This is a genomic window from Rhizobium sp. CCGE531 (genome assembly GCF_003627795.1).
GTDB lineage: Bacteria > Pseudomonadota > Alphaproteobacteria > Rhizobiales > Rhizobiaceae > Rhizobium.
The window spans coordinates 1107916-1130224 of sequence record NZ_CP032685.1; the positions used below are offsets into that span (position 1 = coordinate 1107916).

Consider the following 22309-nt stretch of genomic DNA (forward strand, 5'->3'; position numbering starts at 1 on the left):
ATCAGACGCTTCTCCCATCGCATTCGCGGATGAGCAGCAGCCCCTCCCTGCTCACTTCAAGTTCCTGTCCGGCAACCACCAGCGATGTTGCAGTCGCCTCCTCGATGAGGAGCGGGCCGGCGATCTTCTCGGAAGCGGGCAGTTTCGTGCGCTCATAGACGGGGCAGGACACCCAACCAACCGCGCCGCCGAAATAGACCTTGCGATGTCCCTTGAAGGCCGCCTCCAGCGAACGACCGTCACGATCGAGTTTCGGGATGGCGATGACCGGGCCGTGGAGCACCGCCTCCAGATGGATCATCGTGATCTCGACCGGCGAACCGGGCAGGCGGAAAGTATAGGCACGCTCATGCGCCGCATGGAAACGTTCCGCAAAGCTTTCGGTGTCGTCGTCCATTTCGAACAGGGCGAATACGCCATGTTCCTGGCCGCGATACCGGGCTTCGACGCGGCAGACGTAGCGGATCTCGGCAGCGTCGCCCTTGGAGAAATATTTGACCGCATCCCGTTTCAGCTCGTCGAACCGGTGCTTGAGATTGCCGACGGCCTCCGATGTGAGAGGCGCAAACCAGGTGCTGCGGAAATCGGCCCGCGGCTCGGCAGCCAACATGCCCCAGGCCGAAAAGATGCCGGGATGCGGCGGCACTACCGTCATTTTCACCCCGAGGTCGCGCCCGAGGCCGGCGGCAAGCGCGGGACCGGCGCCGCCGGAAATGACGAAAGCGGCATCGCGCGGATCGTGCCCGCGCTGAACGGTCACAAGCTTCAGCGCATTGATCATCGAGGCATGGGCGATCTCGACGATGGCAAGTGCTGCATCCTCGACCGATAAGCCCATCGGCTTGGCAACCGTCGCAATCGCGACCGCCGCCTTGGATTTGTCGAGCTGCATCTGCCCGCCGGCAAAGCTCGCCGGATCGAAAATGCCGAGCGTCAGCAAGGCGTCGGAAAGGGTCGGTTTGTCTCCACCTCTGCCATAGCAGGCCGGGCCGGGCGTCGAGCCGGCGCTCTCCGGTCCGACGCAAAGCGCGCCGCGCTCGTCGATGCGGGCGATGGAACCGCCGCCGGCGCCGATCTCGACGATGTCGACCACAGGCACTTGCACCGGATAGCCGGGGGCGATGCGGGTATGCTCGAGCTTGTATTCACTGTCGAGCGTCGGGCGGCTGTCATGGATCAAGGAGCATTTTGCCGTCGTGCCGCCAACATCGAGCGACAGCACTTCCGATTCAGCCAGCACGGCGCCGATGCGCGCGGCACCCGCAACGCCGCCGGCCGGACCGGACTCGACAAGCGTCAGCGGGCTCATCTGCGCCTGATCGAAGGTGGAGATGCCGCCATTGGACTGCATCGCATAATAGGGGCAAGTGAGGTCGCGTTCCATCAGCGCGCTTTCGAGCCGGGCGAAATAACGCTTGATGATCGGCTGCACATAGGCGTTGAGCACCGCCGTATTGGAGCGCTCATATTCCCGCCATTGACGCGAAACCTCGTGGCTGGCGCAGACCGTCACATCAGGCAGCGCTTCCGCGAGCGCCTTGGCGCAGGCGATTTCGTGCTCGGGATTGACGTAGCTGTGGAGGAAGATCACGGCCACCGCCTCGACCTTGCGGGCGCGGCATTCTCGGATGATCGCCTCGATATCGCCAAGCTCTATGGGCGTCAGCACCCGGCCCTTAGCATCCATGCGCTCGCGCACCTCGAAGCGCAGGCTGCGCGGCACGAAGGGCTCGGGGCTTTTGAACTGGAGATTATAGAGATCGGGGCGATTGCCGCGGCCGATTTCCAATACGTCACGAAAACCGGCTGTTGTCACCAGCGCTGTCTTGACGCCCTTGCGCTCGGTGATCGCGTTGATGACGGTCGTTCCGCCATGGGCGAAGAAGATCACGTCGCGCGTCGAAAGCCCGTCCTTCTTTTCTGCAAGCTCGATCGCCGCAAGGACGCCTTCGGATTGATCGTGAACGGTCGTCAGGCTCTTGGCAGTGAAGATCTCGCCCGTGCGCTCATCATAACCGACGAGGTCGGTAAACGTACCGCCCACATCCGTCGCCAGTCTGATCATCCCGCCATCCTCTCTTCATATCCGTAGTGGCTGCGGGCCGCCTCGCGGGTGATGTAGCCGTCTTCGATATCGCGGCGAACATGCTCCGGCTCGCGAGCGCTGGGCTCGCCCCAACCGCCGCCGCCGCCGGTGATGATGCGCACGAGATCGCCGCTGTTCAGTCCGATATGCGGCTCGCGGCCGAAATTGTGGACCTTGCCGCCGTCCTCCACCTGCAGGAGATTGATGCTGCCGGGCTTGCCTCCTTCGATACCCCAGGGCGGCGTGTCCGTTCGCCCGAAGCTGCAATAGGCTGATACGTCGTCTCCAAGAATCTCATAATCGCGGATGACGCCGAAACCGCCGCGACGGCGACCGGCGCCCGATCCCCCCTCGACGTTCAGCGCATAACGGCGCACGAGCAGCGGAAAGCGCGCTTCGATGACCTCGACGGAATAATTGTAGGTATCGCCATCGGTCAGCGCGATCAGCGCATTGGCGCCGTCGCCGTCCTTGCTCGCCCCCCAGCCGCCATGCTGCGGCTCGATATGGATGAACGGCTCACCCATCGCATCCTTGCCGGCGATATAGACGACGCAAAGGCTGGTATAGGAACCGGCGGAGAAGCGCTCGGGCATCAGCGTGGCGAGGGCCTTCCAGACAAGCTCGGAGGCATGCACCGAGCCTTCGTAATACCAGCCCGTCGGAGAAGGCTTCTCCGCAGTGAAAACCGAGCCTGTCGGCGCGATGACGTTGAGCGGCCGGAACCAGCCCTCGTTGGAAGGGGCCTCCGGCGCCACCAGCGCCTTGAAGATGGTGCGAACGGCCGATTGCAGCGCACCCGCCGCACAATTGACCGGACCCGCAACCGCTGGCGGGCAGCCAGTGAAATCCGCCGTCAGCCGATCGCCGGCGATCGTGACCGCCACCTTGACCCTGATGGGGTCGGTGGTGACGCCGTCGCCGTCGATAATGTCCGTCGCTTCATAGACTCCGTCGGGCAGTGCGGCGATGGCGGCGCGCGCCTGCTTCTCGCTCATGGACAAGAGGCGATCGAATGCCGCCTCCACAACGTCGGTCCCGTATTTGCGGGCCAGTTCGGCCATGCGGCGGGCGGCAACGCGAACGGTCGCCACCTGTGCGGTGAGATCGCCGATCGCGACGTCAGGCAAACGGACATTCTCGCGGATGATGCGCAGGACTTCTCCGGAGAAGCGATCGCTGCGCACCACTTTCACGCCCGGCAAGCGCAACCCCTCCTGAAAGACGGAGGTGGCATTGGGTGCAAGCGAGCCCGGAACCGAGCCGCCGACATCAAGATAATGGGCAACGTTGATGGCATAGGCCAGAATCCGTCCTTCGAAGAAGATCGGCTTGACGATGGCGAAATCGCAGGCATGCGTGCCGCCGGAATAGGGGTCGTTCGTCAGGAGAATGTCGCCGTCTTCCAGATCATCGCCATAGAGCGCGATCAATGATTTGACCTGCGTGCCGAAGGTGCCGGTGAACAGCGTGATGCCATTCATCTGCGCCACGAGCTCTCCTTCAGGCGTCAGGAGACCGCAGGCAAAATCAAGCACCTCATAGATGACCGGGCTCATCGAGGTCCTGGCCATGACCACGCCCATCTCGTCGACGGTGGCTGCCAGCTTGCCCTCGATAATCTCCTGCGTCACCGGATCGACGACGACCACGAATCTACCCCGCATTATAATATTCGCACGAGTGCAGATTAGGTGTTTTTTCGTCCATCGAAAGCCTTCCCGATGGGTGGGCGCATATGCCGAAACCTACCCGTTCGGGTAGGTTACCGACTAAGCATGCCCTTTTGACGCGCTGCAGTGACGGCTGCCGTCCGCGTCGAGACGTTGAGCTTGGCAAAGATATTGCGCAGATGGAATTTGATCGTGTTGTCGGAAAGCGCCAGCATCCGGCCGATTTCCTTGTTGGAAAGCCCCGAGCTCAGCAGCTCCAGCACCATGCGTTCCCGGCCGGTAAAGCCGGATCCGCCGTCGGCAACGGCCGGCTCCTGCATCGTTTCGGCAGCCACGAGCAGAGACTGGAGACGCTTGCGGGTCACGTTTGCCACTGTCGGGTGATTGGCAAGCGCGCGAAGCTCTCCGATACCCGCCGCCTGATCGAGGCGAAGCAAGGCCCGGTAATCGTCGAGAGGCATCGTGAGCACGAGGTCGGAAAGGCAGGCGGCGGCAAGATCGGCACGGCCCTCGGCAACCAGAATCCCTATCTCGATGAGAGCAAGCTCGATCGCGCGTGGAACATGCAGGCGCTGGGACTGGCGCGTTCTGAACTGGTCGAAGACCTCGCGCGCCTTGGAAACTTCGCCAAGCGCCAGATAAGCGCGCGTCCAGAAAATTGCCGGCGTGGCGCCGCGCAGATGGATGGAAAGCAGATTGGCGCGATCTGCAACGGCGGCCTGTATGCCGAAACCACTGGCCTCGGCGTGCCGGATCGCCTGATCAAGATCACCCGACGCCATGAGAAGCATGGCACGCTCACCGTCGATCAGGCGGGTGAGCCGATCGAAACCGCGCCGCCGCGCCGCCGCACGAATGCGATCCATGGCGGCATGGGCCGTCAGGAAATCCTCATGCATCCGCAAGACGCGTTGTTCGGCCACGAAGCCGGCGGCGAGAAGGTCAAACCAAGTATCGTGGCGCTCGAGATGCGGCAGCGCCCATCCGAGCATGTCGGCGGCGGCTTCCGTCTCGCCTTGCATCGACAAAACTTCCGCCTTCAGGACCTGGCCGACCGCGTCGAGATCGCTGCCGGGTCCGATATTGGTCTGGGCTTCGCAAATCAATTCGTCGTAAGCAGCAAGCGCGCTCGCGCAATCGCCCGACAGAAAGAAGGCCTGGCCGATATGCGTATAGAGATGCATCGCACCGAAATCGGCGCCGCCGTCGCGAAAGGCGCGGATGGCGAGATGACCGTAATGCAGCGCTCGATCAAGTTCGCCTCGGATCAGGAAATTATAGGACAGCATATTGAGCGCCAGCGCCCGATGGATGAGTTCCATGCCGTCCGGCTGCTGCAAATCGTCTTCCAATGCCGAAAGATCGGCCGTGCTTGCCCAGTGATCCGTATAAAGCGCGAGGAGGATACGCACGACGCGCAGGTCTTTGGCGAGGATAGGATCACCGGCGGCGGCACGCTCGGCCGTGACAAGGTAGTGATTGGCTGCGGCGAGCTGCGCCGCTTTGGCATGAAAAATCGAAAGCCCCAGTGTCGCGAGCGGAAAGTGGGCAAGATCGATCTCCGATGCACGCCCGCTCAACGCCTGGAAAAGCGTTGCGCCGCCACGCGTGGTGGCATAGACGCGCCGCCAGCCACCGGCGGTTTCGACAATGCGCGCCGCAAGATTGGCATCGCCCGCCAAAAGCGCGTGGTGGACTGCGCGATCTATGTCGCCGCGGGCTTCGAACCAGTGTGCTGCGCGGCTTAGCGCGCGGTTGGCATCGACACCCCTGCGGCTGGCGGTTCTTTTGAGAAACTCATTGAAGACCGGGTGGAACCGCATCCAGTTGCCTGGCCCGGCAAGCAACGTCACAGGAAGGGCGTATTCATTCAGCCGTTCGATCAGGCCCGCGTGCCCGCCGCTTTCCAGCACCGCCTCGAGAAGCGGCTGATTGAAAGCCGGCAAGGCCGCAGTCTCGACGAGAAACAGGCGGATGTCTTCGGGCAGATGTTCAAACACCTGCTCCGAGAGATAGGCGCCCATATCCGCTCCGCCGCCGTCGAAGGAGGCGAGAATAGTGTCGCTTTCCCCGGATTCCGCGACCAGCAGGCTCACCATCTGCAACGCGACGGCCCAGCCCTCCGTGCGGCGATTGAAGGAGCCGACCTGCTCTTCGGTCAGATGAGTGCCCTTACCCTCAAACAACTCCAGTGCTTCGGCGTCGGAAAAGCCGAGTTCGGCGACACCAAACTGCTTGAATTCGCCGCGAAGCCGCAATGCCGACAGAGGAAAACGTGGCGGACTGCGGCTGACCAGCACCAGCTTGACATGCTCGAGCGAAAGATCGGCAAGGATCTTTGCCATCAAAGCCTCGGTCGCATCCGTCTGGGCGAAGTGATAATCGTCGAGGAAGATGACGACCGGCCCTTCGATCTTGCGCAGGCGCGTGCCAAGCACGGAAAGAAGCGCTGCGGCCGGCAGATTGCCGGCATCCGCTCCGTCCTCGTTCAAAAGCGTCTGCAGGGCATCGATCAGAGCAAGCAGGAAAGCTTCCTGGTTCGTATGCTCGGCATCGAGCGACACCCAGCATAGGCTGACGCCGTCTTCCTTCAGCAACTCGTACCATTGGACCGCGAGCAAAGTCTTGCCGTAGCCCGCGGGCGCGACAATGGTCGTCAAGCGGCGCAGCCCGGCACGCCGGAGCTGCCGCAACAGGTCGCTACGTCTAATAGTTTGCTGCCCGCTGGACGGGGGAGCAAATCGATTCTGTCCACTCATGGGGCCGGATGATGCTGTCTTGGCAGGCAGTTTGCAACCCACGCGAAAACGTTTGCAAAGCCAGTTGATCTCTATCGTTCAGAAGACTACGCCTACATGCAATAGTTGATTTTTCTCGCCATTGCAACGACAGGCACGAGGTCTTCGAAGCAAGGACCGATTGAGACGAAAGTCGACGTCAACCGTCTATCAACATGCCGTTTCCGCCTATAAACGGTCCGTTAGGGATTTGTTGACCATAATTGGTGGTATAGCGATGCCGCAGGCGCGGCGCCTCTGAGTTCTGTGTCTATTAGCAAGGGCGAAAGTCGTATCCGTGCATCACGCGATCTTTTCCATCTCGGCGACAACTTTCGCCATGGCCTCCTCCTTCGTCGCTTGCCGGGTGGCGCTGATCGCGATGCTGATGCTTGGCGCCTTTGCCGGCTCCGCCGCGGCCGAGGACCGGGCGCTCAAGCTCTTCTTCACTCACACCGGGGAACGGGCGAATATCGTCTTCAAGCGCGGCGGCAAATATGACCCGAGGGGTCTTGCCCAGATCAACCGTTTCTTACGCGACTGGCGAAAGAACGAACCGACCCGGATCGATCCGGAACTGCTCGATCTCGTCTGGGAAGTCTATCAACGCAGCGGCGCGCGGGAAACCATACACGTCGTCTCGGCCTATCGTTCCCCTTCGACCAACGGCATGCTGCGCAACCGCTCGCGCAGCTCAGGCGTCGCAAAGCACAGCCAGCACACGCTCGGCAAGGCGATGGATTTCTATATTCCCGGCGTGAAACTTGCGAGCTTGCGCGCGATTGCCATGCAGATGCAGATCGGCGGCGTGGGTTTCTATCCCAACTCCGGCTCGCCCTTCGTGCATCTGGATGTCGGCAGGGTTCGCGCATGGCCGAGAATGCCGCGCCAGGAACTCGCACGGCTTTTCCCGACCGGACAGACGCTGCATGTGCCGGCGGACGGCAGGCCGCTGCCGGGTTATGAGGTAGCGGTCGCGCAATCCAGGAAGCGGCCATCCCAAATAAGCAGGATCGCGGCCGTCGTGGAAGACGATGATGATGCCGGATCGTCGGCTGCGTCTCGCAGCGGTGCACCCGACAGCAGCCTTATGACCAGCATGCTGCCGATGCCCAGGAGCCGAGCCGTGAACGGGCTGGAAGCTCAGCTCGGCAAGCGCGTGGCCGAGGAAAGCAAGGAGCAGCCCTTTGCCGATCTGGCCGCCTATGCCGTTCCGCTACCGGCATGGCGCCCCACCAGCGTCGTCGTCATCCCGGCGGCTGCCCCTGAAAGACCGGCTCCTGCCATTCTCGCAAGCCTGATTGTGGGACGAAACGATGCCGGCAAGCTGGTCGTGGCCGACAATGCGAAGAATACGAACGAGAGCGCCATGGCGAAGTTGCAGCCGATGGCAGCACTACCGACTTCCGCTGCGCAGGACGTATCGGCCGGCGTCGGGACCATGTCGACCGGGGCCATCGTTGCCTGGGCGCTGCAGCCGCCGGGCATGGCAGTCAACATGACGCTCCCGAGCCTCGTCAGCGCGCCGATACCGATGCATGAGGATATGGCCGACATTCAGGACGGCGCCGCCTATGACGGTGACGACTTCAATGTCGAGCGGTTCGGCTTCGAAGGTTGAAGCAATCTCCCAATGCGTGGTTTGCGAAGGGTCAGTTCGGCTGATCCGGTGATCTCGCCGCCTGTACCGACAACGAAAGGTGCGCGAGGCCGCCTAGCGTAAAGCGAACCAGCCGATCCGCCAGCTCCTCGTCCGTGGTCGTATCCCGCCCAAGCGCCGGAATGATCTCGGAGACGCGCTTCTCGGCCACCAGAAGCATGAAACACGGCGCCATCGTCGAAAGCGCGGCCTGAGCGACCAGCGGATGGTCCGGTGCAACGCCGATGATCTGGGCGATAACACCGAATAGCAAAGCTTTCTTGGGCTCTATCTCCTCGCGGCGAAGCTTGTCGATATGAGGCGTCGGCGCGATCAGTTCGCGGACGATCACCTTGGCTGGCCATGAATTCTCATTCCCTGTCCTGACGACTTTGACCAGCAGACCGATAAACCGGCGCAGTTTCTCTTTCGGATCGATGTCGGCGCTAACCGTGCGGGCAAGCACGTCGTAACTCATCAGGCGATGATGCGCCTCGGCGAGTACGTCTTCATACAAGGCCTCGATGCCGCCGAAATGATAATTGACCGCCGCCGCATTCGTCCCCGCGCGCAAGGCGATTTCCTTGGCCGTCGCGCGGTCGAAGCCGAATTCGGCGAAAACGGCGCCGCCGGCTTCGAGCAGGCTCATGCGTGTGGCGGCACCGTCCTGCCGATCTCGTGATCGCGCCACTCGTCTACTGCCTCTGGCCATTGTCTCTGCCTTCCATTAATTCAAATATTAATTTGAAATTTGAATTTGACAAGTGTTATAATCAGCCCGAGATCAATCTCGGTCATCGTTCGTTTCACTAGAGCCGCCCCCACTCGCTTGGAGTTCAGACAAAGCATGCAGCGCGTCATCGTCATCCTGGTCCTGTTGATCGCAGTCGCGGGCGGTACCTGGTGGTATCTTCATCGGGACAACGGCTCGAACGACCTCGTTCTCTATGGAAATATCGACTTCAGACAGCTCACCCTTGCCTTCAATGGCAGCGAACGTGTGGCCGAAGTCCTTGTCGAAGAGGGCGCGCAAGTCAAGAAAGAGCAGATCGTCGCCAAGCTGGACACCAGCCGGCTCCAGCCGCAGGTCGCCCAGGCGGAAGCGCAGGCTGCGAGCCAACGCGCCAATCTCGCCCGCCTCAAGAACGGCAGCCGCCCCGAGGAAATCGCCCAGTCCCGCGCCAATGTCGAATCCGCCAAGGCGCAGGCCGTCAATGCCCGCGCCCAGTTCGAACGCCAGAATGCGCTTGCTCCCAAGGCAGCGGTCAGCCAGCAGGCTCTGGACGAAGCCCGTTCGGCGGCGGCCGTCGCCGACGCCAAGGTCGTAGCAAACCAGAAGGCGCTCGATCTGCTCGTCGCCGGCTCCCGCATCGAGGACATCGAGGAGGCCGAAGCGCAGCTGCATGCGGCGGAAGCCAATGTCGCGCTTCTCCACCGACAGCTTGCCGACGCCGAATTGAGAGCGCCCGTCGACGCGATCGTGCAGTCCAGGCTGATCGAACCCGGCGAAATGGCGTCTCCCACGCGGGCTGCCTTCTCGCTTGCAACCATCAGCCCGAAATGGGTGCGTGCCTATGTCTCGGAAACCCAGCTTGGGATGCTCCGTCCCGGCATGAAAGCCTCTGTCGCCGTGGATTCTCTACCGGGGCGGACGATTCAAGGGTGGATCGGCTTTATTTCTTCCGTTGCCGAGTTCACGCCGAAATCGGTGCAGACGGAGGAATTGCGCACGAGCCTCGTCTACGAAGTCCGGATTTTCGTCGACGATCCCGACAACATGCTGCGGCTGGGCATGCCGGCAACCGTCCGGCCACTTGCCGGCGAGCAGGCGGCTCAGCCAACCGCACAACAGCAATAGAATGAGGATGCCATGACCGCCGGCGATCTCTCGGTGATAGCAAGCAAGCTTTGCAAGACGTTTCATCGGGACACCGGAGAAACGGTGAAAGCGCTCGCCGATGTCTCGCTTGATGTCCGGAAAGGCGCGCTGACGGCGCTCGTCGGCCCGGATGGTGCCGGCAAGACGACGCTGCTGCGCCTGGCATGCGGCCTCATCGCACCGGATAGCGGCAGCTTGCAGGTGATCGGCTTCGATATCGCCGCGGAGCCGCAGCATGTTCAGGACCGGATCGGCTATATGCCGCAGAAATTCGGTCTCTACGAAGATCTGAGCGTTCAGGAGAACCTCGATCTTTACGCCGATCTGCATGGCGTGACGCAGTCGAAGCGCGACGAAACCTATCCGCGCCTCTTCGAGATGACGCAGCTCGAGCGCTTCAAGCAACGGCCGGCGGGAAAATTGTCTGGCGGCATGAAGCAGAAGCTCGGCCTTGCCTGCACGCTGGTGCGGGCTCCCGAACTGCTGCTGCTCGACGAGCCCACCGTCGGCGTCGACCCGCTGTCGCGGCGCGAACTCTGGGAAATCGTCTTCAAGCTCGTCAAGGAGGACGGGCTCTCGGTGATCGTGGCAACCTCCTATCTCGATGAGGCCGAACGCTGCGAACACGCCGTGCTCATGCACGCGGGAAAGATCCTCGATCAGGGACCGCCTGCCGACATAACAAAGAAGGCTGATGGCTGCTGCTTCATGGTCGACACACCGGAGGGCATGCCGGCAAGGTCCCTGCAGGCCCGTCTCTTCGCCCTGCCTGGTATTATCGACGCCGTCCCGGAAGCCGGTCGGGTCAGGATCGTGCGCAAAGCGGATCAAAAGGACGAGCCGCTGCAAATGGACGATACCGAGCTCGACGCCGAAAGCGTGGCACCACGTTTCGAAGATGCCTTCATGATGCTGTTCGACGCCGTTGCCGGAGATGCCGAGCGCAAGACGCACATCAGCCAGCCATCGGACAATCACAATGGCGCCGAAACGGTCGTCGAGGTTCACGACCTCGTCCGCAAGTTCGGGGATTTCACCGCCGTCGACCATGTCAGCTTCAGCGTCCGCAAGGGCGAGGTCTACGGTCTGCTTGGCCCGAACGGCGCGGGAAAAAGCACGACATTCCGGATGCTTTGCGGCCTGCTTGCCGCAAGCGGCGGCACATTGATGGTCGCCGGCTCCGACCTCTTGAAAGCAGGTGCCAAGGCCCGAGAACGGCTGGGCTATGTCGCGCAGAAGTTTTCGCTCTATGGCCAGCTGAGCGTCGACGAGAATCTAGAGTTCTTCGCAAGCGCCTATGGGCTGCGCGGCAAACACAGGAAGGACAGGATCGCCGCTTTGAAGAACCAGTTCGAACTGGACCAGTTCTCAAGGCTGCCCAGCGGACAGTTGCCCGGAGGATTCAGGCAGCGGCTGGCGCTTGCCGCCGCCCTGCTGCACGAGCCGGATATTCTCTTCCTCGACGAAGCAACCAGCGGCGCCGATCCGCTGGCGCGGCGGCAATTCTGGGGCCGGATCACCGCCCTGTCCGAGCAGGGCGTAACCATCATCGTGACGACGCATTTCATGGAAGAAGCCGAATATTGCGACCGGATCATCATCCTCGATGCCGGCAAGAACCTGGCCGAAGGAACGCCGGTCGAAATCCGCGCCCATGCCGGGACACGCGGCGAGGCGGCGGCAACGATGGAGGAGGCCTTCATCGCGATCGTCGAGCAGGAGCGTCACAAACAGGCGGAGAAAGCGGCATGAACGAACCCGTCGACAGGCCTGGCCACGGATTGCGCGCATCCCTGCGCCGCATCCGCGCACTCATCCGCAAGGAGACCTGGCAGCTCCTGCGCGACCCGAGCAGCATCGCGATCGGCATCGTCATGCCTGTGGCGCTGCTGATCCTGTTCGGATACGGCATCAATCTGGACGTCAAGAACGTCCCCGTCGCGATCGTCGTGGAAGAGAATTCGGCCGAGGCGCGCGGGCTGGCCTCGGCCTTCGAACTCTCCAGCTACTTTTCTCCGAGACCCGTCAAGACGATGGCCGGGGCCGAAGAGATGCTCCTGTCATCGAGGGCAAGGGTAATCCTGCGCATTCCCTCGGATTTCGCGCGTAAAATGGCCTCGGGCAATGGCGAGGTACAGGTGGTCGTCAACGGCAGCGATGCCAACACCGCCCGTATTTCGCTGAGCTACGCCGAAGCTGCTGTCGGCATCTGGAACGCCAAGGAGGCGTCCCGCAAAGGGGTGGCCGCCGGCAGCGGCGTGACCATCGAGTCCCGGCTTTGGTTCAACCAAGCCAATGACAGCAGCTATTTCCTCGTCCCTGGCCTCGTCGTCCTCGTCATGACGCTGATCGGCGCGCTCCTGACCGCGCTCGTCATGGCGCGGGAATGGGAACGTGGTACTTTCGAGGCGCTGTTCGTGACGCCGGTCCGCTCGAGCGAAATCCTGCTCGGCAAGACCGTCCCCTATTTTCTGCTCGGGCTCGCCGGGCTTGCGCTCTGCGTCGTCGGCAGCCGGCTGCTCTTCGGCGTGCCGCTTCGAGGATCGCTGCTGATCCTCACCGTCGTGTCCATGCTCTATCTCCTGGTGGCGCTCGGTCTTGGTCTCGCCATATCCTCGATCACGAAGAACCAGTTCATCGCCAGCCAGGTGACCGTTCTCGTCACCTTCCTGCCGGCAATGATGCTCTCGGGCTTCATGTTCGATCCGCGGAGCATGCCCTGGGCCGTGCAGATCATCACCTATATCTTCCCTGGCCGGTACTTCGTCACCTTGCTGCAAACCCTGTTTCTCGCCGGCAATATCTGGAGCGTCATCCTGCCCAATGCCGCCGTACTGGCCGGCATGGCCGCAGCACTTCTGGCGCTTGCCGTGCGCATGACCCGCAAGAGGATCGCATAGCCATGTTCATTGCATCGCTTCTGCGCATCGCAACCCTGATCCGCAAGGAACTCCTCGTCATCCTCAAGGACCCGAGAAGCCGGGCAAGCATCGTCGTCCCGCCCATCCTTCAATGTCTGATCTTCGGCTATGCCGCCACCTACGACCTCAACACGGTTCCTTATGCGCTCGTCGACCAGGACAGGACGACGGCATCGAGAGATCTGGTCGCAAAGATCGAGGGATCCGGCATCTTCGAAAGGGTGGCGACGCTGCCGCAGACGGGTCGGGCAATCAGGCTGCTCGATGCCAAGCAGGCCGTGCTGATCATCGTTGTCGAGCATGATTTCGAGAGACGATTGGAAGCCGGCGCCCCCGGCACGGTGCAGGTCATCGCCGATGGCAGGAATTCCAACACGAGCGGCATTGCGCAGGGCTATGCCAACACGATCGTCAGCGACTTCACCTTCGATTGGCTTGCACGGAAGGGCCGTTCCGGCAATGCCGTTCAGGTGACGACGCGCGCCTGGTACAATCCGCAGCTGGAAACGCGCTGGAGCATGGTCCCATCGCTCATCGGGACGATCACCATGCTGATGACGATGATGCTGACCGCCATGTCCGTCGCGCGCGAGCGCGAGGAAGGAACCTTCGATCAGCTGCTCGTGGCGCCCTTCACGCCGACCGAGATCATGATCGGCAAGGCCATCCCCTCGATGATCGTCGGCATCACCCAGGCATCGACGATCCTGTTGGTGGCTTTGTTCTGGTTTCGCATCCCGTTTGCCGGCTCATTTTTGACGCTTTATCTCGGGCTGAGCCTCTTCCTTGCCGCAGCGATCGGCTTCGGTCTGTTCCTGTCCTCGATTGCCGCCAATATGCAGCAGGCAATGATCCTCTGCTTCGTCTTCCTGATGCCCTTCATGCTGCTGTCCGGCCTGATGTCGCCGACCGACAACATGCCGAAGGTTCTGCAATATGCGACGATGATCAATCCGCTGAAATATGCCATCAGCATCACGCGCGGCGTCTATCTCGAAGGTGCCGGGCTCGACGCGCTTCTTCCCGACATGCTGGCCTTGGTCGTGATCGCCGCCGCGACGATGCCGGTTGCCGCCTGGATGTTCCGTCACAGGTTGAACTAGGGCAATTCCCGGAAGGCACGCCATGTGGCGTCGACCTCATCGTCGATGATATCGGCTCATTCGAACCGCAGCCCCGCCTTCTTCAGGAGTGGCATGACCCGGTCGCAGAAGAACGGCAATTCGTAGGTGTAGTTGACGAAGGACATAGCAATCCCGCAATAGCCCTGTTCGGCAATGGCGATCATATCTTCGACGATCTTTTCCGGCGTACCGACGAGCGGATAGCCACCCGCGCCGCCTGCAAACCGCTTGCGGTAGCGATCATAGGCTTGCGTGTCGTGCGACTGGGAGAATTCTTTCTTGCCGGCCATATGGGCATCGACCGCCTCATGATCAGCCAGCGTCACGGCATAACGTTCGTAATAATCCTCCGCCTCCTGCTGGCTTTCGCGGCAGACGACATGGCAGACGGTATAGGCGCCGATATCACGGCCGAGCTTTTCCGCCCGCCCCTTGATATCCTCGACATGCTTGCCGGCTTCGGAAATCTCGGTGAAGGTGGTGAAGAGATATTCGCAATTCTTCGCCGCGAAATCCCGACCCGGCCCGCCGAAAGCCGCGTTCATGGTGACCGGCCGCGGCGATTGCAGGCTGGCGGGTCGGCTCACCACATCCTTCAGTCTGTAATAGGTGCCGTCATAGTCGAACGGCGCGTCCGACGTATAAGCCCGCTCCATGATATCAAGCCATTCGTCCGCCTGGTCATAACCTTTCTCGACCAGCGGCACCCCGAACATGCCGAATTCCTTCGGGTTCCAGCCGCAGACGATATTGAGTCCCGCGCGGCCGCCGCTGATATGATCGACGGTCGCAAGCGCCTTCGCCGCATAGAGCGGATGCACGAGCGGCACATGAACCGTCATGAAAAGGCCGATCCGTTCGGTGACGGAGGCAAGGCCCGCCGCCCAGGTGAAGGTCTCGAAGGACCATTCACGCACCCGGTTCTTGCCGCCGAACCCCTTCCAGCGCGCGATCGGAAGGAAGAAATCCAGCCCGCCGCGATCGGCGATCTGTACGGCGTTCAGATTGTCTTCCCAGCGCGCCTGCCAGCGCTCCGGCACGTCGGTAATGGCAAGCCCTCCGTCCGCATTAGCGGAAAAGACGCCGAGTTTCAATTTGCTGGGACCTTTCAGCGGATGCGGCTTGATCATGCTGTTCCTCTTTTTTGGGTCTTCTGTGGGCGGAACGCATCGCCTCCACCTGTTCCAACTGCCGTTGCCGAACGAAGGGATAGGCCCTGTTCCCCTTGGGCCACCACTGTCGATCCATAGGCCGGAAAAAACAAGTTTAAACCTAAACTATTTTTGTGCACGGATTGAAACGGCTCGGCGCGAGCGAAAGATCAATGGTTCCGCTTAAACGACGTCAACCAGCCATATATTGGATGTTGCAGCGGCCATGGACCGAGGATTTCTGGACGTGTGCGCGCACGCCGAAAACCCGTTCGATCAATTCCTGCGTCAGCACCTGTTCCGGCGGACCGGCTGCAACGACTGCGCCATTTTGGAGTACCGCCAGGCTGTCGCAGAACATGGCCGCGAGATTGAGATCGTGCAGCGCGACGATCGAGGTCACGTCAAGCCTGGAGACGAGGCCGAGAATGTCCAGCTGATGCTGGATATCGAGGTGATTTGTGGGCTCGTCGAGCAGAAGTTCGCTCGGAGTCTGGGCAAGGGCTCTGGCGATATGGACGCGCTGCCGTTCGCCACCGGAGAGGGTCTGCCACAGTTGTCCGGCGCGGCCTTGCATGCCGACGCGGGTAAGCGCATCCGCAACCGCCGCATCGTCATGAGCGCTCCAGGATGAGAGGGGTCCCCGATGCGGCGTGCGGCCGAGGCGCACGACGTCCATGACCGTCACCTGGGTATCGGTCGTCGCCTGCTGTTCGACAAGCGCGATGCGGCGGGCGATGTCGCCACGCGAGATCGAGGCGATATCGCTGCCGCCGAGCCGGATGACGCCGCTCTTGACCTTCCTCAACCGGCAGATCAGCCGCAGCAGGCTGGACTTGCCCGAGCCGTTCGGCCCTAGAAGGCCGAGGACCTTGCCCCGTTCCACCGCCAGGCTGACGCCGTTGACGATCAACGTATTGCCGGCGGCAAAAGTGACTGTGTCGACCGCGATGCTCATGCCGTCCTCCGGGCGCGATAAAGAATGATGGCGAAGGCGGGCGCCCCGAACAGGGCGGTGACCACGCCGATCGGCAGGATCTGCTGGGGAATGATGATCCTCGAGACGATATCGGCGCCGACCATGAAAATGGCGCCGGCAAGTGCCGCTGCCGGCAGCAGCCGGTCATGGCTTGGTCCCACCATGAAGCGGGCGGCATGCGGGATGACGAGCCCAACGAAACCGATCGAGCCGACGATGCTGACGACCGCCGCCGTCATGAAGGCCGTCACGCCAAGCAGCACGATTTGCGCGCGTCTGACCGCAATCCCGAGCGAAGCGGCCGCATCCGTGCCGAAGATGAAGGCGTCGAGCACGCGGACATGCGCCATGCAGACGATAAAGCCGAGAATGGCGACCGGCCCGGAAAGATAGACATCCGGCCAGCGCACGCCGCTCAGCGAACCGAGCAGCCAGAACATGACGCCCCTTGCCTGCTCGGCATTGGCCGACGTGGTGACGATATAGGAGGTCAGCGCGTTGAAAAGCTGCGAACCCGCAACACCGCACAGGATGATGCGCTCGCTCGTGCCACCGACACCCGTCGCGAGCAGACCGACGAACAGGAAAGCGACGATCGCACCCAGGAAGGCGCCGCCGGAAAGCCCGAGAATGCCATAGCCGAGCCCAAGGATCATGATGCAGACCGCGCCCGTCGAGGCGCCCGCCGAAATGCCGAGCACATAGGGTTCGGCAAGCGGATTTCGCAACAGGGCCTGCAGGATCACGCCGCTCAACGCCAGCGAAGCGCCGGCGCTGGCGGCGACGAGCGCCCGGCTCAGGCGATAATCCCAGACGATGCCCTGGTGGATGCGGCTCAGTTCGAAACCCGTTCCGAACAGCCGGTTCGATACCGCCTTTGCGGTCGTCGACAGTGGGATGGAAATCTCGCCGATCGACACCGCCAGGCTGATCATGAAGGCCAGAAGCACGATGGCAGCCAGGGCAAGCGCCAGCAGCGTCCACCATGGCCGTCGTTCCGCGGTAAGATGCATCTTCACCGCGCCAGGCCGAAGGATTGGATGCCCTTGGCCAATATTTCGATGCCGTCGATGGTCCGGATCGTCGGGTTCATCGACTGCGCATCCATCATGACGAAATGCTTGTTCCTGACGGTGTCGAGCTGGCTGGTGACCGGATCCTTCTCGAGGAATTCGAGCTTGACCTTCGGATCGTCGGCTGCGTAGCGGCGTCGATCCATGGTGGCGATGACGATGACGGCCGGATTGGCCTGCGCAATGGTCTCCCATCCAACCAGCGGCCATTCTTCCTCGGTCGTCACGACATTCCTGGCGCCGAGCGTCTTCAGGATATAAGCCGGCGCGCTGTTCTTGCCGGCGATGAAGGCATCGCCTTTGACTTCCTTGCTGGAGAACCAGAATACGATCGGAAGATCCTTGGCCCTTGAGCCTGAAATCGAGGCGACCGCATCCGCTTCGCGCTTCTTCAGGTTCGCGATCAAGGCATCGCCGCGATCCTTAACGTCGAAGATCTCAGCGAGTTCACCGATCTCCTGATAGATCAGGTCCATCGTGAACAGTTCCTTGCGCACGCCGTCGCCGCCATCGGCATTGACCTTGGCAACGCAATCGGTCGGCGCGATATAGGTGTTGATGCCGAGTTCGGAAAACTGCTCGCGCTTGCCGACGGAGCCCTGCGGCCCGACATGCCATTCGAATTCGGCGGCAACGAGATCCGGTTCCTTGCCGACGACGGATTCGAAGCTCGGATCATTATCGGCAAGCCGCGGGATTTTGCCGTTGGCTTCGGCAAATTGCGGCAGCACCGGGCCGACCCAGACCGCCGTTCCGGCGACCTTGTCGGCAAGCCCGAGCGAGAAGAGGATTTCGGTCATGCCCTGCCCGATCGAAACGAGCTTGGCCGGGGCCTTCTGAAAGGTGACCTTCTGGCCGCAATTACCGATGGTGAGGGGATATTGGGTGGCGGCGAAGCCGGAAGCGGCAAACCCGGTCAGGCCGAGTGCAAATGCAATCGTCGTCAAAAAATGGCGCATTGGAGATCTCGATGGGAAGGAAACTGGGCGGTGTCAGCGCGATCGCGCGCGGGCAGGCCGCCGCCGGTTGCGGGGATCCCAATCAAGGCCGATAGATGTCGGATAGCGTCGAAGGCTCAGGTCAATCATTCTCTCTGTCCCTTCCGGGCATCCCCGCCCGGCTGATTGGATCGTGATCGACGGCAGGTCTCCTGGCTCGCGAATATCTGACGATCATCTGCCTTCCCGCAAGCTTAGCTGCAGTGGCATGGCTCAAGGCCTCGGGAATAGACCAGCAGACTGGTCACTCCCGGATGATCGGCAATCCGCTTACAGTTGCGGGGGCAGCCACGGTCTAGGTCCCTCTTGGGTCGTCCTCACCGTGTTCCCTATTAATCCCCGCGGAGTCTTCCTTGGGGAACCGTCGCATCCAGTTATGCCGGATGCACCCTTCCCGTCAAGGACGCATGGATGCGATAAAGCGAACGCGCGCGAAGTCCACAACGTCTGCATGGCCGGCTTAAGCGGCCTCGGCCAATTCCACGCGATTTCTCCCGCCGGCCTTGGCACGATAAAGTGCCTTGTCGGCAGCCTCCAGCACCTGCTTGAAGTCAGCGGTCGGTTCGTGGGAGCAGGCAATGCCGATGCTAACGGTGACGCGGATGGCCTCTTGCTCGAACATCAGGACTGTCGCTTCGATATCCTTGCGGATTTTCTCCGCAATGGCGGTGGCGGCCTTAATATCAGTGTTCGGCAGCAGAACGACGATTTCCTCTCCGCCATAGCGGGCGGCAATGTCGGTCCTTCGGACGGTCTGCCGGATTACGTCCGCCACCCGCGCCAGGACCGTATCGCCGAAGGAATGGCCCCAGCTGTCATTGATCTTCTTGAAGTGATCGATATCGAGCATGATGATCGAAAAGGGGATGCGCCTGATGCCGGCTTCCTTGCTGCAACGGTCCCCTTCCCGCTGCAGGACACGGCGATTGGGAAGTTTCGTCAGCGGGTCGAGGCTTGCTTCGCTCTCGAGCGCGCGCTGGATGCCGATGCGATATTGCTCCCGCTCCAGCAGATCCAGAGAAGAAAGACACCGAGTATATTGACAATCGTGACCGGAAGCGTTGCCGAGAGCAGCAGCTCGCGCGCGACCCCCCACGGCAGAAAGACGAGAACGACGAGCGACGTGCAGGTCGCCAGGCCGAACAATGCCGATCGCCTCCACCCCGTGCCGATCCACTGCCGCGGCAGGAGGCTGAGGACATAGCCCGTAAGCGCGACGATCAGGATCCCGGCAATGCCGCCGACAGCACCCATGCCGCCGACCAAGAAGCGGAACAGACCCATCATGACAGCCGCAACAACGGTCCCCAAGAGGCCGCCATAGACCGGCGTCAGGACGAGCAGGATCGAGCGGCCATCCTGGATAACGCCAGGCATCCACTGGATCGGATCAGCCATCGACAGGATGCCGACCACGCCAAACAACAATCCGACCGCAACCGATTTCAGAACGCCGCGATCGACGATCCGGATGACCCAGGAATAGGCATAGACGATGATAGCCACCTGCCCCAGGACGCGCACCAGCGAAGGCAAATGCATTTCAATTCCCATGGCTGTCCCCAACCTTCGCGAGGAGCCCCATCAATGGCACGCACCGGCCATAGTTGAAGTCAGCGCAGGATACCACGCGATCTCTATAAAATGGTTTACCGAGTCTCTCGCTCGCCGACGGCGACGGGAGGTCGCTTAAGGCGGGACAGGGGATCGAGTGAGGGCCGCAAATGATGATCATTGTCGTAATCGAATTTCGAAATTGATGCGTGTCGATGCCGGAGTGTCCGATACCGCATTCTGAGGAGTTGCGCACCCAGGATCTTCGCGAGGTTATAAAACATCGAGGGAGAAGAACAAAACGGATGAAAAAATCGAAAGGTTGATAACACTGAGCAGATTGCCGTAGCTGCCCAAGGCCTTTCCTGTGGATCGCTCATGCACGAAGTATGGATAATAGGCGCTATCTGGCGCCCCGCGCGGAGTGGTCAAGTGCGGTCGAACAATTTCCCGCTTTACACCGTGGCGATCGCTACAACGACGTTGGTTTCAGGCTCGATCTTCCGCACACAACCCTTGAGCGGTTCAGCTCTTTACTGAATCTCTGAACCGCCCTGTCTCCTTATTTTTACGCAATTCCGGGCGGAAAGAAATCCGCCGCCGGACGCGGCGATACCGATACCCGCCCCGAAGCCGTTGCCGTCCCACCGGAAATCGGAGGCCTCCACGACCTCCTTCTCGATGGAAAAAGGTATCGCATCGATCTCATTCATGGGCCATGCCTCATCGTCAGCACCGGAGATCTCCATGCCATGGCCCGCCCCTCCTCAGTGCGAGAATAGGAGACGGTCCTTTGCCGCCTGCGAACCCGTCGCATAGAACCGCTGAAACCAGGCCTGCTGCCCGGGGCCGGGCGGCCGGGCGAGCGTCAGGCTGTTGGGCGCGCCGGCACCCTGCATCGCTGAACGGAAATGGAGATGATCGAATATCCGGAGCGCTTCGAGCGCATAGGATGTCGCCACCCGCTGGTCTTCGATCATGACGAGATTGTCGCCATTGCCCGTTTCACCGCTGGGCGACAGGTTGGACGATCCGGTGAATACCTTGGCCGTCGGCAGGTTGAAGTCGGTCACGACGAACTTGTCATGCTGATGAATACCGCTGCCGCCACTCCACTCGGTCTTGAAAGGTTCCGGGGCGTGGCTCGCAAGGTAGCTGAAATCCACCAGGCCGATCGTGCCATCGGGTTTGTGGATTTCGAGCCCTCCTTCCTTGTCGGAAATGCCGTAGCTGAACACGTCCTTGCCCATCAGCCGGTCCACCGCCTGACACACCTGGCCCGAGCGGATCTGGTTGAGGAAGGCGATAGCATAGAAGACGGAAGACGAGGCCTGATCGATCGCCGCGCCAACGGGGCTGAGCGACAGATTGCTCGATTGGTGCGGTGAGAAGCAGAAGTGCGCCGCCGGCATGCCGGGCGCCTGCACCAGGCTCCATTTGCTGCTGAGACCGTCCTGCTTGAAGGCGTCCAGGCCCTGGAAAGCGAGGTCGAAGGCACGGCCGAACAACCCGGCTGCATCGCTTGAATGGAACACGAGCGCATTATTGGCCTGTATGTAAAGGCCGCGATAGCTGAAATTAGTCGAGCCGAACAGCACCTTGAGGGGCTGGTCGCCGCGCCGGACGACGAAGACCTTGTTGTGCTGCAGGGTCTTGAAATGCATGCGCTTCACCGCAGCCGATCCCGCAGAGACCGCAAGACGCGCGGCCGCCTGCGATTCCGCACTGCCGGCGGGTTTGTGCGATCCCGAATCGTCGATGATGGCGCGAACGCGATTGCCGCAGGTCTCAAGCTTGCCGACGATATCGCGCTCGTTGAAATCATAAGCGAAGACATCGATGGAGAGGCCGGGATCGTTCACCACCTCGTCCAATAGGCCGAAGATGAGGTCATAGGCTTCGAAACCAAGCCACTGGTAGACGTCGCCCGGCAGCTTCGTAAACGTCAGGCCTTGGTCCGCATCGCTCGGGATGACGTCCGGATTGTTGCCGAACTTGTCGGCATAGGCCTGCGAGGAGGCGAAGTTGCGGGTAAAGCCGATATCGAGATAATCGCTATAGGTCATGCGGTCGAGCGAGATCGGCAGGTCGGCAACCTGATCGCCGCGGCGCAAGGCGCCGGCGGCATTCATGTGCATCTTCGTGACCCGATAGAGATAGGTTCCATCCGTCGGGTCATAGGGAAAATGCATCCAGCGGAACTTCTGGAAGGGAGCCTCGGTCGACAGGAAATTGCGGAAGCCGTCGACACCCGTGCCGCTGCTGTAGTCGAAATTCAAACGATTCCTCAGCGGAACGTAGTCGGCCGAACCAGGGCTCTTCACCTCGATCGCGAAGCCTACGAAATCATCCTCTGGGTCGGTGACATCCATCCCGATAAGGCACATGCGTTCGCCGCGCCACAGTTTCACTGCAAGGCTGCCGGCGCTACCTGTATTGGCAAAAGTCATCTCAA

17 protein-coding genes and 1 riboswitch are annotated in these 22309 nt (G+C 61.4%); of the genes, 5 read left to right on the top strand and 12 right to left on the bottom strand.

What is annotated here, in order from left to right:
• Position 1: 1 nt before the first annotated feature.
• The 3 genes from CCGE531_RS24705 to CCGE531_RS24715 form a co-directional block, all read right to left on the bottom strand.
• Positions 2-2065: a hydantoinase/oxoprolinase family protein gene (locus tag CCGE531_RS24705; protein WP_120668672.1), complete on the bottom strand. Its 2064-nt coding sequence runs from the start codon at positions 2063-2065 to the stop codon at positions 2-4.
• Positions 2062-3753, bottom strand: a complete 1692-nt coding sequence (locus CCGE531_RS24710; protein WP_120668674.1) for a hydantoinase B/oxoprolinase family protein — start codon at positions 3751-3753, stop codon at positions 2062-2064. The genes CCGE531_RS24705 and CCGE531_RS24710 overlap by 4 nt, the downstream gene beginning before the upstream one ends.
• 98 nt (positions 3754-3851) lie before the next feature.
• Entirely contained in the window at positions 3852-6419 is a 2568-nt protein-coding gene (locus tag CCGE531_RS24715; protein ID WP_245459291.1) for a LuxR C-terminal-related transcriptional regulator, read from the bottom strand.
• Between the two features lie 415 nt (positions 6420-6834).
• On the opposite strand from CCGE531_RS24715, the gene CCGE531_RS24720 reads away from it, so the two are divergent.
• A complete protein-coding gene (locus CCGE531_RS24720) occupies positions 6835-8157 on the top strand; it encodes a DUF882 domain-containing protein (RefSeq protein WP_245459292.1) in 1323 nt (440 codons plus the stop codon).
• Between the two features lie 31 nt (positions 8158-8188).
• On the opposite strand, the gene CCGE531_RS24725 is transcribed toward CCGE531_RS24720, so the two are convergent.
• Positions 8189-8866, bottom strand: coding sequence for a CerR family C-terminal domain-containing protein (locus tag CCGE531_RS24725; protein WP_162943995.1), 678 nt, complete (start codon positions 8864-8866; stop codon positions 8189-8191).
• A gap of 156 nt (positions 8867-9022) precedes the next feature.
• On the opposite strand from CCGE531_RS24725, the gene CCGE531_RS24730 reads away from it, so the two are divergent.
• The 4 genes from CCGE531_RS24730 to CCGE531_RS24745 are packed head-to-tail and all read left to right on the top strand — an operon-like array spanning position 9023 to position 14078.
• A complete protein-coding gene (locus CCGE531_RS24730) occupies positions 9023-10033 on the top strand; it encodes an efflux RND transporter periplasmic adaptor subunit (protein WP_120668680.1) in 1011 nt (336 codons plus the stop codon).
• A 12-nt stretch (positions 10034-10045) separates the two neighbouring features.
• On the top strand, positions 10046-11806 hold the full coding sequence (locus CCGE531_RS24735) for an ATP-binding cassette domain-containing protein (RefSeq protein WP_120668682.1): 1761 nt from the start codon (positions 10046-10048) through the stop codon (positions 11804-11806).
• Positions 11803-12954, top strand: a complete 1152-nt coding sequence (locus tag CCGE531_RS24740) for an ABC transporter permease (RefSeq protein WP_120668684.1) — start codon at positions 11803-11805, stop codon at positions 12952-12954. The genes CCGE531_RS24735 and CCGE531_RS24740 overlap by 4 nt, the downstream gene beginning before the upstream one ends.
• Before the next feature lie 2 nt (positions 12955-12956).
• Positions 12957-14078 carry an ABC transporter permease gene (locus tag CCGE531_RS24745; protein WP_120668686.1) on the top strand — a complete coding sequence of 374 codons (1122 nt, stop codon included), beginning with the start codon at positions 12957-12959 and terminating at the stop codon, positions 14076-14078.
• Positions 14079-14134: 56 nt separating this feature from the next.
• Here CCGE531_RS24745 and CCGE531_RS24750 read toward each other — a convergent pair whose 3' ends face one another.
• From CCGE531_RS24750 to CCGE531_RS24780, 8 genes are all read right to left on the bottom strand, one after another.
• Positions 14135-15229, bottom strand: a complete 1095-nt coding sequence (locus CCGE531_RS24750) for an LLM class flavin-dependent oxidoreductase (protein ID WP_120668688.1) — start codon at positions 15227-15229, stop codon at positions 14135-14137.
• A 214-nt stretch (positions 15230-15443) separates the two neighbouring features.
• Positions 15444-16208, bottom strand: a complete 765-nt coding sequence (locus CCGE531_RS24755) for an ABC transporter ATP-binding protein (RefSeq protein WP_120668690.1) — start codon at positions 16206-16208, stop codon at positions 15444-15446.
• Complete coding sequence (locus CCGE531_RS24760) at positions 16205-17242, bottom strand: iron chelate uptake ABC transporter family permease subunit (RefSeq protein ID WP_120668692.1); 1038 nt, start codon at positions 17240-17242, stop codon at positions 16205-16207. The genes CCGE531_RS24755 and CCGE531_RS24760 overlap by 4 nt, the downstream gene beginning before the upstream one ends.
• Before the next feature lie 2 nt (positions 17243-17244).
• Positions 17245-18261, bottom strand: coding sequence for an ABC transporter substrate-binding protein (locus CCGE531_RS24765; protein WP_120668693.1), 1017 nt, complete (start codon positions 18259-18261; stop codon positions 17245-17247).
• Between the two features lie 163 nt (positions 18262-18424).
• A riboswitch (cobalamin riboswitch) is annotated at positions 18425-18681 on the bottom strand.
• Between the two features lie 79 nt (positions 18682-18760).
• Positions 18761-19318: a GGDEF domain-containing protein gene (locus CCGE531_RS34895; protein WP_245459392.1), complete on the bottom strand. Its 558-nt coding sequence runs from the start codon at positions 19316-19318 to the stop codon at positions 18761-18763.
• Positions 19240-19854: a LytS/YhcK type 5TM receptor domain-containing protein gene (locus tag CCGE531_RS34900; RefSeq protein WP_245459294.1), complete on the bottom strand. Its 615-nt coding sequence runs from the start codon at positions 19852-19854 to the stop codon at positions 19240-19242. Before CCGE531_RS34900 ends, CCGE531_RS34895 begins: the two co-directional genes overlap by 79 nt.
• 533 nt (positions 19855-20387) lie before the next feature.
• The gene (locus tag CCGE531_RS24775) at positions 20388-20567 is read right to left on the bottom strand and encodes a hypothetical protein (protein ID WP_162943996.1); all 180 of its coding nucleotides are present in this window, start codon (positions 20565-20567) and stop codon (positions 20388-20390) included.
• A 54-nt stretch (positions 20568-20621) separates the two neighbouring features.
• On the bottom strand, positions 20622-22304 hold the full coding sequence (locus tag CCGE531_RS24780; RefSeq protein ID WP_120668697.1) for a phospholipase D-like domain-containing protein: 1683 nt from the start codon (positions 22302-22304) through the stop codon (positions 20622-20624).
• Positions 22305-22309 lie beyond the last annotated feature (5 nt).